Genomic DNA, 12,962 nt, shown 5'->3' with positions numbered 1-12,962 from the left:
GCGTTCCTCTCTGATGCGGGGGCCGTGGGGTGCACGGCGTTCACAGGTCGAGGGGGTGCTTGGCGGCCACGCCCTCGAAGTCGGGGGCGCGCTTGTCCCGGTGGGCGGCGAGACCTTCCGTGACCTCGTGCCCGCCGAACCCGAAGAACTCCAGGCCGAGCGAGGCCTCGAAGATCGGCTGCGCGGTGCGGTACCAGTGGTTGAGGGACCGCTTGGTCCAGCTGAGGGCGCTGGCGGGCCCCGCGGCCAGGACCGTCGCCACGCGCAGCGCCTCGGCGTGCACCTCCTCGTCGGCCACGCACTTCGACACCAGCCCGATCCGCTCGGCCTCCTCGCCGGTGAGCGCCTCACAGGTCAGCAGGTAGTACTTGGCCTTGGCCATGCCGCACAGCAGCGGCCAGCAGATGGCCGCGTGATCGCCGGCCGCGACCCCGAGACGGGTGTGCCCGTCGACGATCTTCGCCGTGCGGGCGGCCACGGAGATGTCCGCGAGCATGCCGATCACCAGCCCGGCGCCGACCGCCGGACCGTGGATCGCGGAGACCACCGGCTTCGAGCAGTTGATCACGCCGTGGACCATGTCCCGTGCCTCGCGCATCACCCGGGCGCGCACCGCGTAGTCCCCGGTCATGGCCTCGATGGAGTCGAAGGTCCCGCCCGCCGAGAACGCCCGGCCCGCCCCCTGGACCAGCACCGCCCGGGTCTGTTCGTCCCGGTCGATCACCGGCCAGATGTCGGCCAGTTCACCGTGCATCCGTGGATCGACCGCGTTGAGGTTCGGGGCGTCGAGCACGACGCGCAGCACGCCGGGCGCGGGCCGCTCGAAGGTCAGGCTCGTGAACGGGGCGTAGAGATCGGTCACGTCGCGCTCCTGGCGTAATCAGTGCGGATACTATAATTATCTAACTGTATCGAGAGGCGAGCGGCAAGCGACCGGCACAGGTGCCGCACCGAGGACGGGAAGCTCGGCATGGATCTCACCTTCAGCCAGGAACAGGACGAGCTGCGCAAGGTCGTACGGTCCTTCCTGGCCAAGTACTCCGACGAGGCGGCCGTGCGCCGTCTGGCCGCCGACCGGCAGGGCCATGACGCCTTCATCTGGCGGCGGATGGCCGGTGAGCTCGGCCTGCAGGGGCTGGCCGTGCCCGAGGAGTACGGCGGCTCCGGTTTCGGCTACGTCGATCTCGGCATCGTCTTCGAGGAAGCGGGCCGCGCACTGCTGTGCGGGCCGTACTTCGCCACCGTCGCCCTGGCCGCCGAGGCCCTGCTGCGCTGCGACGACGAGCAGGCCCGACGCGACCTCCTGCCGGGCATCGCGTCCGGCGAGACGGTGGCCACCCTTGCGCTGACCGAGGACGACGGCCGCTGGGACGAGCCCGGCGTCCGGCTCACCGCGAGCGACGACCCCACCGCCGGCTGGCGCCTGACCGGCACGAAGACCTACGTCCCCGACGGACACCTGGCCGACCTGCTCCTGGTCGCCGCCCGCGCCCCCGCCGGCATCAGCCTCTTCGCGGTCGACGCCGCGGGCGCACCGGGCCTCACCCGCACCCCCCTGCCCACCCTCGACGAGACCCGCAAACAGGCCCGGCTGGAGTTCACGGACACCCCCGCCCGCCTGCTCGGCACCGAGGGCACGGCATGGCCCGCTCTGCGACGCGCCCTCGCCGCCGCCTCCGTCCTGCTCGCCGCCGAACAGGTCGGCGGAGCGTCCGCCGCACTGGAGGCCGCCGTGGACTACGCCAGGATCCGGATGCAGTACGGGCGGCCCATCGGCTCCTTCCAGGGCGTCAAGCACAAGTGCGCCGACATGCTGGTGGAGATCGAGTCCGCCCGCTCCGCCGCGTACGCGGGACTGTGGGCGCTGGCCGCCGGCGACGAGACGGAGATCGCCGTCGCGGCGGCGCTGGCCCAGGCCTTCTGCTCGGAGGCCTTCACCAAGGTCACCGGCGACAGCATCCAGGTCCACGGCGGGATCGGCTTCACCTGGGAGCACCCCGCGCACCTGTACTTCAAGCGGGCCAAGAGCTCCGAGGTGCTGCTGGGCACACCGTCGTACCACCGGGAGCTGCTCGCCGCCCGGCTCGGCATCTGAGACCCCAGGGAGAGGCAGACATGGAGCTGGAATTCGGGCCCGCCGTACGCGACTTCCGCGACGAACTGCGGGACTGGCTGACGGACCACCTGGTGGGGGAGTTCGCCGAACACAGGGGTGTGGGCGGCCCCACCGACGGCGCGGCCTGGGACGTCCGCCTTGCCTGGGACCGCGAACTGTCCGCGGGCCACTGGTTGGGCATCGCCTGGCCCGAGGAGTACGGCGGACGCGGGCTCGGACTCCTCGAGGAGATCGTCTTCGAGTACGAATACGCCCGCGTGAACGCCCCCTACCGGGCTACCGGCAACGCCCTCGACCTGCTCGGCCCCATGCTGCTCAAGACGGGCAGCGAGGAGCAGAAGAAGCGCTTCCTGCCGCCGATCCTCGCCGTCGAGGAATTGTGGGGCCAGGGCTTCAGCGAGCCCGGCGCGGGCTCCGACCTGGCGTCGGTGCGCACCCGGGCCGAGCGGACGGGTGGCGGCACCTCCCGCTCGAGCGGAGCCGAGAGTGGGGGAGAGTGGGTGGTCAACGGCCAGAAGGTGTGGACGTCCTTCGGCGTCCACGCCGACTGGCTCTACCTCCTCACCCGCACCGATCCGGACTCCGTCCGGCACAAGGGCCTGACCATGCTGCTCCTGCCCACGGACCAGCCGGGAGTGGAGATCCGCCCCATCCGCAACCTCGCCGGCCAGGACGAGTTCGCCGAGGTGTTCCTCTCCGACGCGCGCACCGGCGCGGACATGGTCGTGGGCGAGGTCGGACAGGGCTGGCGCACCGCGATGACCACCCTCGGCATCGAACGCGGCACGACGCTCCTGCCGCAGCAGCTCACCTTCGAGCGGGAGGCCGAGGCGCTGATCGACCTGGCCCGGGAACGAGGCGCGCTCGACGATCCGATGCTGCGCCGTCGCATCGTCGACGCCTGGATCTCCGTACGCATCATGCGCACCACCAACCTCCGCACGATCGCCGAACTGACCGCGGGCCGCACCCCGGGCGCCCAGGCCACCACGGCCAAGCTGTACGCCTCGACACGCCACCAGCAACTTGGCCACCTGGCCCAGGAGTTGGCGGGTCCCGCCGGTCAGATCGTCGGTGAGGACTACGGCCTGGACACCCGGCAGCGCTCGTTCCTGCTCTCCCTGGCGGAGACGATCTACGGCGGATCCAGCGAAATCCAGCGCAACATCATCGGGGAGCAGGTCCTCGGTCTGCCGAAGGAGCCCCGGCCGTGACGTCGCCGGAGGAACGCCTCGACCGCGTCGAGTCGCACCTGGCCATCCAGCAACTGCCGGTCCGCTACGCGCTCGCCGTGGACAGCCGCGACCTCGACGCCTGGACCGCCTGCTTCCGGCCGGACGTCGACATGGGCCGCCACGGTCGCGGCCGGGAGGCGCTGCGGGCGCACATCGACCCGCTCGTCAGGGGCTTTCACCGATCGGTCCACCAGATCTGCGGCCACCGCGTCGAGTTCACCGGCCGCGACACGGCCACCGGATCCGTCTACTGCCGTGCCGAGCACGAGGTGGGGGAGCGGTGGATCGTCATGGCCATCCGCTACCTCGACGAGTACGCGCGCGTGGACGGCGAATGGTACTTCTCTCGGCGCCGAGAGCAGCACTGGTACGCCGCCGACGTGACCGAGCGCCCCCAGGCCGTGGGATTCGGCTCCTGGGAGGGAGCCGGAGAACCCGCGCTGCCCGAAGCCTTCCCGTCGTGGGGACCTTTCTGGAAGGAGACGTGATGCAACGGTTGTCGGGGAAGGTGGCCCTGGTCACCGGCGGCGGGCAGGGCGTCGGCCGCGGAATCGCGCTCGCGCTGGCGGCGGAGGGGGCGGCGGTGGTGATCACGGGCCGTACCGAGGGAAAGCTCAGGGAAACGGCCGCGGAGATCGCCGCGCGCGGCGGACGGGCGTACACCGTGGTCGGCGACGTCGGCGAACGGGACGACGTGGACCGCATGGTGGCCGAGACGGTACGGGAGTTCGGCCGGCTGGACGTGCTGGTCAACAACGCCCAGAGCTCGGTGCAGCGCCCGCTGGAGCAGACGTCGTACGACGATGTCGAACTCGCCTACCGCAGCGGCCCGTTGGCGGCCTTCCACGCGATGCGGTCGGCCCTGCCCCATCTGAAGGCGAGTCGCGGCAGCGTGGTCAGTCTCGGTTCGTCGGCCGCGGTGCAGGGCGAGGCGGGCTTCGGGGCGTACGCGATGGCCAAGGAGGCCGTCCGGGGCCTGACGAGGGTCGCCGCGCGGGAGTGGGGCGCGTACGGGATCCGGGTCAACGTGGTCTGCCCGGCCGCGCTGAGCCCGGCGGCGGAGGCGTTCTTCGCGGCCCACCCGGACAAGGCCGAGAGCGTGCTCGCCGGCATCCCCCTGGGCAGGATGGGCGACCCGGAGGCGGACATCGGCCGCGCGGTGGCCGCACTCGTCAGCGACGACATGGCCTACCTGACCGGCGCGACCCTGATGCTGGAGGGCGGCCGGACGCCGAGCTGAGAAACCCGGCCCGTCCGGCGTCCGAGGACAAGGCCGTTCAGGCCCGCCCCCCACCCCCCTCACACAACCCCCCGCCCCCGCAGTTCCGAAAGCTGATCCTGCGTCACCCCGAGCAGGCTGTGCAGGACTTCGGCCGTGTGCTCACCCAGCGCAGGCGGCGCGGAGTACCCCCCGACCGGGGTCGCCGTGAAGCGGATGGGATTGGCCAGCAGCGGCAGTCGTCCCGACACCGGGTCGTCGACCTCGACCAGCATCCCCCGGTGCTGGATCTGCGGGTCGGCGAAGACCTCTGGCATCTCGTTGAACGGGCCCGCGGGGACGTCGTGTTCGTCGAGTACGGCCAGCCATTCGTCCCGGGTCCGGGTACGCAGGATCGCCTCCAGGACCGGCAGGATCTCCTCGCGGTGGGCGATCCGGGCGGAGGTGGTGGCGAACCGGGGGTCCTGGAGGAGATCGGTGCGGTCGGCTGCCGCGCAGAACGCGGTGAACTGCTTGTCGTTGCCCGCGACCAGGAAGAGCGGCTTGTCCTTGCACAGGAACGCCTGGGACGGGATGCCGCCGTACCCGCCGTTGCCGCGCCGGGTGGGCACCTCACCGGAGACCAGGTAGTTCATGGCGAAGTGCGACAGCGAGGCCAGCCCGCAGTCCAGCAGGGACAGGTCGACGAACTGGCCCTCGCCGGTGACGTCCCGGTGTCGCAGCGCCGCGAGCACGGCCGTGGCGGCGTACAGGCCGGTGAGGACGTCGACCATGCTGACCCCGACCTTCATCGGCTCCTCGGGGTGCCCGGAGACGCTCATCATCCCGGACATGGCCTGGAAGACGCCGTCGTAGCCGGGGCGCTCGGCGTACGGGCCGGTCTGCCCGAAGCCCGTCACCGAGAGATAGACCAACCGTGGGTTGAGCTCCAGCAGGCTCTCGTGGTCGAGGCCGTACTTCGCGAGCGTCCCCGTCCGGAAGTTCTCGACCAGCACGTCCGACCGGACGGCGAGCGCACGGATCAGCTCCTGCCCCTCGGCGGTGGCGTGGTTGACGGTGACGGACCGCTTGTTGCGGTTGCAGGAGAGGTAGAACGCGGCGGTGTCCGTCCCCGGGGCGAAGGGCGGCCCGTACGTCCGTGAGTCGTCACCCACTCCCGGCCGCTCCACCTTGACGACCTCGGCGCCAAGGTCGGCCAGCATCTGGGTGGCCAGCGGCGCCGCGAGGACGCGGGACAGATCGAGGATGCGGATCCCGGCCAGGGCGGTCGACGGCATCGAGGTCTCCCTCTGTTCACGGACGGCCAATGAGTTATATAAATAATACATCTGACGCCAGGGTCAAGCCCGCTTGATTGCTTCAACTATCCAATTCATGTAACTATATAGATCGGCCGGCAGGCCGAGACCGGAGGGCGTGCTGATGACCGTCGCGGCGAGGACCCTCACCGAACAGGAACAGCGCGAACGCCGGGCCTGGTTCCGGGCCCGCTGGGAACGAGGCGTCGCCTTCAACCGCCGCTGCCGCATCCGGGTGACGCGCTGGGACCCGGAAGCGGTCGAGATCGTGCTGCCCTACGCCGAGTCCCTCTCCGCCCATGAGGACGTCTTCCACGGCGGGGTGATCTCGGCGCTCATCGACACCGCGGGCGCCGGCGCCGTGATCGCCGGGCACGACTTCGCCAAGGGGAGCCGACTGAGCACCGTGTCGATGTCGGTGCAGTACCTGGCGCCCGCCCGCGGCCGGGAGGCCGTCGCCTACGCCCGCTGTGTGCGTCGCGGCCACCGAGTGCACTTCGCCGACGTCGACGTGATGACCGACGGACGCCTCTGCGCCCGGGGACAGGTGGTGGTCACCATCTCCGGGGAGCGGCCGGGCGTCGGCGATCCCATCGAACCGCTGACCGAGGAGTGACGTGATGTCCGAAGACGCTGACGACCTGGTCCTGTACGAGGTCGACGAGGACGGCGTGGCCACGCTCACCCTCAACCGCCCCGAGCGGAAGAACGCCTGGAGCATCCCCATGGAGAACCGCTTCTTCGCGCTTGTGGACCAGGCCGCGCAGGACCCCGCCGTCCGCGTCGTGATCGTCACCGGCGCCGGCCGTGCGTTCTGTCCCGGGATGGACATGCAGCGTCTGGAGCAGAACTCCCGACCGGGCCAGTCGCTGGGGCTCCACGCGCGCGTCCCCATGTACAGCAGGCGGAACCTGCCCAAGCCGGTGATCGCCGCCGTCAACGGCGCCTGCGCCGGCATCGGCCTCGTCCAGGCGCTCATCTGCGACATCCGCTTCGCCGCCCGCGGAGCCCGCTTCACCACCGCCTTCACCCGGCGCGGCCTGGCCGGCGAGTACAACCTGCCGTATGTGCTGCCGCGCGTCATCGGGCTGGAGAACGCGCTCGACCTGCTGCTGTCCGGCCGGGTCTTCGACGCCGACGAGGCGAAGGCCCTCGGCCTCGTCAGCCGCGTCGTCGAACCCGAGGACCTGCTGGACGCCGCCCGCGCCTACGCCCGGGACATCGCCCGCAACTGCTCCCCGCGCGCCATGGCCGTCGTACGTCACCAGGTGTACGGAGACCTGGACCGCCCCTTCACCGACGCCCTCGCCCGCTCCTACTCCGCCATGGAGTTCTTCGCGGGCTCGCCGGACTTCCGCGAGGGCGTGGCGAGCTTCATGGAGAAACGGGAGCCGAGGTTCGAGGGACTGCCCCCGGACTTCGATCCGGACGACGCCGTCCGCGACGCGTTCCTGCCGTACTGATTCGAGGAGCACACGACGATGACAGGGCAACCGTTCCCCGTCGAGGCCGGGCACATCATGATGTTCGCCCGCGCCATCGGCGACGAGAACCCCGCGTACCGGGGCGACACCGCGCTCGCCCCGCCCACCTTCACCATGGCGAGCGCCCACCACGACCCCGGCTACCACCTGCGGCCCAAGCCGGACGAGGAGTGGTTCGGCTCCGGCGGCGGCCCCGGGGTGATGACCGAGGGCGGCGGCGGGCTGCACGCCGAGCAGCACTTCGAGTACCACCGCCCGGTGCGCGCCGGCGAGACCCTCTACGCGCACACCGTCCCCGGACGCGACTGGGAGAAGCAGGGCCGCAGCGGCCGTCTCCTCTTCAGTGAGCGCATCACCGAGTACCGGGACGCCGACGGCGAGCCGGTCGTCAGCGCAGTGACCGTGGCCGTCGTCCCCGAGGGCCCCGCGACCCCGAAGGACGCCCGATGAGCGTGAGTGTGGCCGACATCAAGGTCGGCGAGAGCCGCGAGCGCGTCGTCGTCGGCGACCTGAAGCGCACCCGGATCGTGCAGTACGCCGGCGCCTCCGGCGACTTCAACCCGCTGCACACCGACGAACGGTTCGCCGTCGAGGCCGCGGGATACCCGGGCGTGTTCGCCCACGGCATGCTGACGATGGGCATGACCGGCCGGGTCCTCACCGACTGGGTCGGCCCGAAGGCGCTGCTGCGCTACGGCGTGCGCTTCAAGGCCCAGGTCTGGCCCGGCGACACCCTGACGGCCACCGCCACCGTCGACTCGATCGAGGACACGCCGTCCGGCCCGGTCGCCCACTTCTTGCTGCGCACCGTGAACCAGGACGGCGTCGAGGTGGTCACCGGCACCGCGGCGGCCCGCCTGGAGCCCTGAGCCGGTGGCCGCCGCGCAGGAGCCGGGGCAGCCGGCCACCTGGACCGCGATGGTGAACCGCGCCTACGACCATGCCCGCCCCGCCGTCCGGTTCGGCGATCTGACCTGGACCGGACGCGAACTCCTCGACCGGGCGGCGGGAGCGGCCGACTGGCTGGACACCCTCGGCCTGGAGCCCGGCGCCCCGGTGGCCGCCCTCGTCGCCACCTCTGCCGACGCACTCGCGCTGGTGATCGGCGGCGCCGGATCCGGCCATCCGCTCGCACCGCTCGGCGTCCGGATGACAGCATACGAGATCGCCCGTGTGGTCAAGGAGCTACGGGCTCAAGTCCTGCTGGCCCAGCCCGAGTTCACGGAGCTCGGCCACCAGGTCGCCGAACTCTCCGGCCGACGGGTGGCCCTAGTACCCGAACTGCACACATGCGTACGGGACTTGACGGCTCGACCCGACGAACTCGCGGCCGTACTGCACACCTCCGGGACGACGGGACTGCCCAAACCCGTCCCCATGACCCAGCGGCGCCTGGCCGCCCGGGCCCGTGTGAACGGCCGGCTGTGCGGGCTCGACCCCGACAGCTTCTACGGCGGCAGCGCGCCCTTCCACCACATCGCGGGCCTCGGCAACCTCGCCGTCGCCCTCGCCGCCGGCGCGCTGATCACCGGACTGCCTCGCTTCACCGTCGCGGGCTGGGGCCTGCTGAGGCACCTCGGCACCACGCACACGAGCATGGTCCCGGCGATGCTGGAGACCCTGCTGGCGGCCGGGGAGGCACGGCACGAGACCCTGCGGACCCTCCAGTACGGCGGCGCGCCCATCCGCCCCGGCACCCTGCGGCGCACGTACGAGGCGATGCCCGGCGTCCGCATGCTCAACATGTTCGGCCAGACCGAGGGCTCGCCGATCAGCGTGCTCACCCCCGAGGACCACCGGGAGGCGGTCGCCGGACGCACCGAACTGCTGCGCTCCGTGGGGCGGCCCGCCCCGGGGGTCGAGCTCAGGGTCGACGACGCGGGACCGGACGGCATCGGCGAGATCCACGCCCGCGCCGACCATTTCTTCCGGATCGACGCCGAGGGCTGGCTGCACAGCGGCGACCTGGGCCGAGTGGCACGGGACGGCTATCTCTACCTCGTCGGCCGCCGCACCGACATGATCATCCGGGGCGGCGAGAACGTCCATCCGCTGGAGGTCGAGACGGTCCTGACCGCTCATCCCGGCGTCGCGGACGCGGCGGTGACGGGCGTACCCGACGAGCGGCTGGGGCAGACCGTCGTCGCCTTCGTCGTCCCGGCCGATCCCGCCGCCCCGCCGCAGCCGGCGGCGCTCAGGAGTCATACCCGTGCCCGGCTGTCCGGGTTCAAGGTCCCCGTCCGCTGGTGGTTCGTGGACGACCTGCCCCGCAACGCCAACGGCAAGGTCGTACGCCGTCGTCTGCGGGAGCCGTACCAAGGAGGAACGCGTGCCTGACCCCGTCGACCCACAGCGACTCGACGCCCTGCTGAGCCGTATCCGCCTGGAGGTGGAGCACGGCCCCCTGCCGTCGGCCCAGGTCGCCGTCGCCCGCGACAGCCGGCTGGTGGCCTTCCAGACCTACGGCGACGCTCACCCCGGCACCCGGTACGTCCTCCAGTCCGTCGGACGGTCGATCGTCGCGGGCGTGGTGTGGAAGCTGATCGGCGAGGGGCTCCTGGACGTGGGCGAGCGGGTCGCCGCGATCATCCCGGAGTTCGCGCCGAACGGGAAGGAGACGGTGACGGTCGAGCAGGTGCTCACGCACACCGCCGGATTCCCCTTCGCGCCCCTCGGATACCCCAAGATGCTCGACCGCGAGCAGCGGCTCGCCGCGTTCGGCCGCTGGCGGCTGGACCACCCGCCCGGCAGCCGGTTCCAGTTCCACCTCACCTCGGCGGCCTGGCTGATCGCCGAGATCGTCGAGCGGCGCACGGGCCTCGCCTTCGCCGACTACCTGCACGAGCGGATCGCAGTGCCGCTGGGCCTGACGTCGATCGAGCTGGGCGTGCCGGTGGACCGGCAGCCGGGCAGTGTCGCCCCGATGCTCGCCACCGACCGCACCGACGACGGCCAGGAACCCGACCCCTGGGGTCCGTGGTACCTGTCCGACCCGAAGGTCCTCGCGGCCGGGGAACCCAGCCACGCCCTGGTCGCGACCGCCGCCGACGTCGCGCTCTACTTCCAGGCGCTGGTCCACTCCGGCATGTGGAAACCCGGGGCGGTGGCGGAGGGGACACGGATCCGGCTGACCGGCCATCCGTACGGCGAGCAGATCTACGGGGGCGGCGGCGGTCGCCGGACCAGCATGGGGCTGTTCGTGACCGTGGCCGGACCCGACGCGGGGAGCAACCTGCCGTCGACCGGCTCGCCCGCGCTCTTCGGCAGCGCCGGCGCGGCCTACCAACTGGGCTTCATGGACCCGGAGTCCGGCCTGTCCTTCGCCTGTCTGAGCAACGGCTACCCGCTCGCCGGCTACGACCACTCGCCGCGCGGCACCGCGTTCCTCACCGACATCGCGAACCTGGCGGCGGGCCTGGTCGGTTAGACCGGGCCCGCCGCCAGGCGGGGGTGCTGCGACGCTCAGCGGCTGATCAGCTGCTGGGCGTTGTTGTACATGATGTCGTCCTGGGCGGACTCGTCGAGCTCCGCGATGAGCTTGCGGAAGTCGCCGGGAGCGGCCAGGCCCTCCGCGTGCGGGAAGTCGGAGCCCATGACGATGGACTCTTGGTGGCCGAGCCGCCTGACGACGCCCACGATGTCGTCCTCGGGGTAGGGCACCACACGGATGTGCTTGCGGAAGATCTGGCTCGGCCGCTCGTCCAACTGCCCGCCGATCCAGGGGCCGTTGCGGCCCATGCCCCGGCTCTTGTCCATATGGCGTACGAAGTGCGGCACCCACTCGGAGCCGAACTCGGACACCAGGACGTTGATGTTCGGGAAACGCCCGAAGAGGTTGTCGAAGATCAGCGCGGACAGCGTCTCCTCGACGGGACGCTGGCCGTAGGTGTTCTGCCACTGCCAGGCCGACATCCGGAAGTGGATCGGGTGCGGGTCGAAGCCCCAGGAGGGCGCCACCTGCGAGTTGTAGTAGAACTCGCTGATGTGGTAGCAGACGCTCGCCTTGGCCTCGTCGACCAGCTTCCAGAACGGGTCGAAGTACGGGTCGCCCGGCGAGCGGCCGTACACCGGTCCGGTGGGCAGCAGGATGAAGCGGGCGCCCTGGTTCAGGACGTGCTCCAGTTCCCTGACCGCGCTCGGCAGGTCGCGCAGCGACAGCAGCGCGGGGGAGTAGATGCGGCCCTGATGGTCGAAGCCCCACACCTCGTTCATATAGCGGTTGAACGAGTGGTAGTTGGCGTAGAGCGGTTCGACGCCCTTCACGTACTCCTCGGCGACCAGTGCCCAGCCGCCCGGGTACATGATCGTCTGGTCGAGCCCCTGCTCGTCCATGACCCGCAGCCGTGACTCGCGGTTCTGGTACGACTCGTGCATCGGCTCGAACTGGTACGTCTCCTCGGGATTGCCCGAGGCCATCGCCTTGAGCATCTCCTTCAGCGAACCGGGCCGGTACACCTGCCCGAACTCCGGTTCCAGGCATACGACGATCCGGTCCCCGGCGAGGATCACCTCCCGCCCGTCCGGGAGCGTCACCGGTGCGACCGCCGCACCGAGGAACTCCTTCGGTAGGTAGCGGGTGAAGGAGTCCCGCTCCTCGTACATGTGCTGGTCGCAGTCGAAGATGCGCTTGCGCTGTTCGGCCATGGCCGTCGCCTCCGGACCCCAGGAGCTATTCAGTACGCCTTCTATAATTATCTAACTGTTTCTCGGAGGCAAGGGGTTCGGGAGGAGAGGCTCGCTCGCGGGTGCTCCGCGGGTCAGTCGAGGAGCTCCAGCACCGTCTTGGGGCCGGCGGCGTTCACGACGTCGTCGGCGCTGGAGATGTGTCGCTGCCACAGCTTCTCGGCCTCGTCCGCCTTGCCGGACTCGATCAGGCCGACCAGCCGTACATGCGCCCGGTGCCCCTTGAGGGCCTGCGCCTTCTGGGCCTCGGCGTCGGTCGCGGCCGCGGTGTACGAGGCGTTGGCCCGGTCGATGATGTTGCGCAGCATGCTGCACAGCAGGATCAGGGTCTGGTTGCCGGTGAGCTCGACCAGGAGGGCGTGGAAGGCGTCCTGGGCGTCGACCAGGGTGAGCGGGTCGTCCAGGGCGGCCTTCTCGGCGGCCACCGCGTCGCGCAGCCGCTTGATGTCGTCCGCGGTGTGCTTGGCGGCGAGCTGGCGGGCGCAGGGCGGCTCGATGAGGGCTGCGGCGCGGTAGATGTCGCCCAGGGTGGCGCCGCGGTACTCGAGGATCAGGCCGGCGAAGCGGGCGGCGACGTCCGCGTCGGGCGCGCTCACCCGGGCGCCGCCGTGGGCGCCACGGCGCACCGTGATCAGGGACTCCGACTCCAGCACGCGGAACGCCTCGCGCAGGGTCGGCCGCGAGATGCCGAACTGCTCCATCAGTCCCGACTCCGGCGGCAGTGCGTCGCCCGGCTTCAGTTCGCCCCGTACGATCTGGCGGCGCAGGTGGGCCGCGACCAGTTCGGCGGTCTTCGGCACTCGCACCTGGCGTCCGACGCGGTTGCGGGCGGGGGCGGGCACGGTCGCCGTTTCGCTTGCGCGGGCTGCCTCGGCCACGGTGGGCTCCTCATATAGCAAAATGAATCGTCTTAGTGCATCGAGGGTA

14 protein-coding genes are annotated in these 12,962 nt (G+C 71.0%); 10 read left to right on the top strand and 4 right to left on the bottom strand.

The window, feature by feature from the left end; genetic code table 11:
* Positions 1-40: 40 nt before the first annotated feature.
* A complete protein-coding gene (locus tag B5557_RS05365) occupies positions 41-862 on the bottom strand; it encodes an enoyl-CoA hydratase/isomerase family protein (RefSeq protein ID WP_079658031.1) in 822 nt (273 codons plus the stop codon).
* 108 nt (positions 863-970) lie between these two features.
* Here B5557_RS05365 and B5557_RS05360 point away from each other — a divergent pair, with 108 nt between their 5' ends.
* The 4 genes from B5557_RS05360 to B5557_RS05345 are packed head-to-tail and all read left to right on the top strand — an operon-like array spanning position 971 to position 4,591.
* Positions 971-2,095, top strand: a complete 1,125-nt coding sequence (locus B5557_RS05360; protein WP_079658030.1) for an acyl-CoA dehydrogenase family protein — start codon at positions 971-973, stop codon at positions 2,093-2,095.
* A gap of 20 nt (positions 2,096-2,115) precedes the next feature.
* Entirely contained in the window at positions 2,116-3,330 is a 1,215-nt protein-coding gene (locus B5557_RS05355; RefSeq protein ID WP_079658029.1) for an acyl-CoA dehydrogenase family protein, read from the top strand.
* Entirely contained in the window at positions 3,327-3,839 is a 513-nt protein-coding gene (locus B5557_RS05350) for a nuclear transport factor 2 family protein (protein WP_079658028.1), read from the top strand. Before B5557_RS05355 ends, B5557_RS05350 begins: the two co-directional genes overlap by 4 nt.
* Entirely contained in the window at positions 3,839-4,591 is a 753-nt protein-coding gene (locus tag B5557_RS05345; RefSeq protein ID WP_079658027.1) for an SDR family NAD(P)-dependent oxidoreductase, read from the top strand. The genes B5557_RS05350 and B5557_RS05345 overlap by 1 nt, the downstream gene beginning before the upstream one ends.
* A 59-nt stretch (positions 4,592-4,650) precedes the next feature.
* Here B5557_RS05345 and B5557_RS05340 read toward each other — a convergent pair whose 3' ends face one another.
* Positions 4,651-5,847 (bottom strand): CaiB/BaiF CoA transferase family protein, encoded by a 1,197-nt coding sequence (locus B5557_RS05340; RefSeq protein WP_079658026.1) that lies wholly within the window; start codon positions 5,845-5,847, stop codon positions 4,651-4,653.
* Between the two features lie 145 nt (positions 5,848-5,992).
* Here B5557_RS05340 and B5557_RS05335 point away from each other — a divergent pair, with 145 nt between their 5' ends.
* Genes B5557_RS05335 through B5557_RS05310 form a run of 6 tightly spaced genes read left to right on the top strand, consistent with a single transcriptional unit; the run spans position 5,993 to position 10,779 of the window.
* The gene (locus B5557_RS05335) at positions 5,993-6,484 is read left to right on the top strand and encodes a PaaI family thioesterase (protein ID WP_079664603.1); all 492 of its coding nucleotides are present in this window, start codon (positions 5,993-5,995) and stop codon (positions 6,482-6,484) included.
* Positions 6,485-6,488: 4 nt separating this feature from the next.
* Positions 6,489-7,331, top strand: coding sequence for an enoyl-CoA hydratase-related protein (locus tag B5557_RS05330; RefSeq protein ID WP_079664602.1), 843 nt, complete (start codon positions 6,489-6,491; stop codon positions 7,329-7,331).
* An 18-nt stretch (positions 7,332-7,349) separates the two neighbouring features.
* Positions 7,350-7,802: an FAS1-like dehydratase domain-containing protein gene (locus B5557_RS05325; RefSeq protein ID WP_079658025.1), complete on the top strand. Its 453-nt coding sequence runs from the start codon at positions 7,350-7,352 to the stop codon at positions 7,800-7,802.
* Positions 7,799-8,221 carry a MaoC family dehydratase gene (locus B5557_RS05320; RefSeq protein ID WP_079658024.1) on the top strand — a complete coding sequence of 141 codons (423 nt, stop codon included), beginning with the start codon at positions 7,799-7,801 and terminating at the stop codon, positions 8,219-8,221. The genes B5557_RS05325 and B5557_RS05320 overlap by 4 nt, the downstream gene beginning before the upstream one ends.
* A gap of 4 nt (positions 8,222-8,225) precedes the next feature.
* A complete protein-coding gene (locus B5557_RS05315; RefSeq protein WP_079658023.1) occupies positions 8,226-9,689 on the top strand; it encodes a class I adenylate-forming enzyme family protein in 1,464 nt (487 codons plus the stop codon).
* Entirely contained in the window at positions 9,682-10,779 is a 1,098-nt protein-coding gene (locus B5557_RS05310; protein ID WP_079658022.1) for a serine hydrolase domain-containing protein, read from the top strand. Before B5557_RS05315 ends, B5557_RS05310 begins: the two co-directional genes overlap by 8 nt.
* A gap of 35 nt (positions 10,780-10,814) precedes the next feature.
* Here the strand turns inward: B5557_RS05310 and B5557_RS05305 are convergent, their stop codons facing one another.
* A complete protein-coding gene (locus tag B5557_RS05305; protein WP_079658021.1) occupies positions 10,815-11,996 on the bottom strand; it encodes an amidohydrolase family protein in 1,182 nt (393 codons plus the stop codon).
* A 113-nt stretch (positions 11,997-12,109) separates the two neighbouring features.
* On the bottom strand, positions 12,110-12,913 hold the full coding sequence (locus B5557_RS05300) for a FadR/GntR family transcriptional regulator (protein WP_079658020.1): 804 nt from the start codon (positions 12,911-12,913) through the stop codon (positions 12,110-12,112).
* Between the last annotated feature and the right edge of the window lie 49 nt (positions 12,914-12,962).

It is taken from the genome of Streptomyces sp. 3214.6, assembly GCF_900129855.1.
Classification (GTDB): domain Bacteria; phylum Actinomycetota; class Actinomycetes; order Streptomycetales; family Streptomycetaceae; genus Streptomyces; species Streptomyces soliscabiei.
Note: the sequence above shows the minus strand (reverse complement) of the source record. Positions and strands in the feature narration are given on the sequence as shown.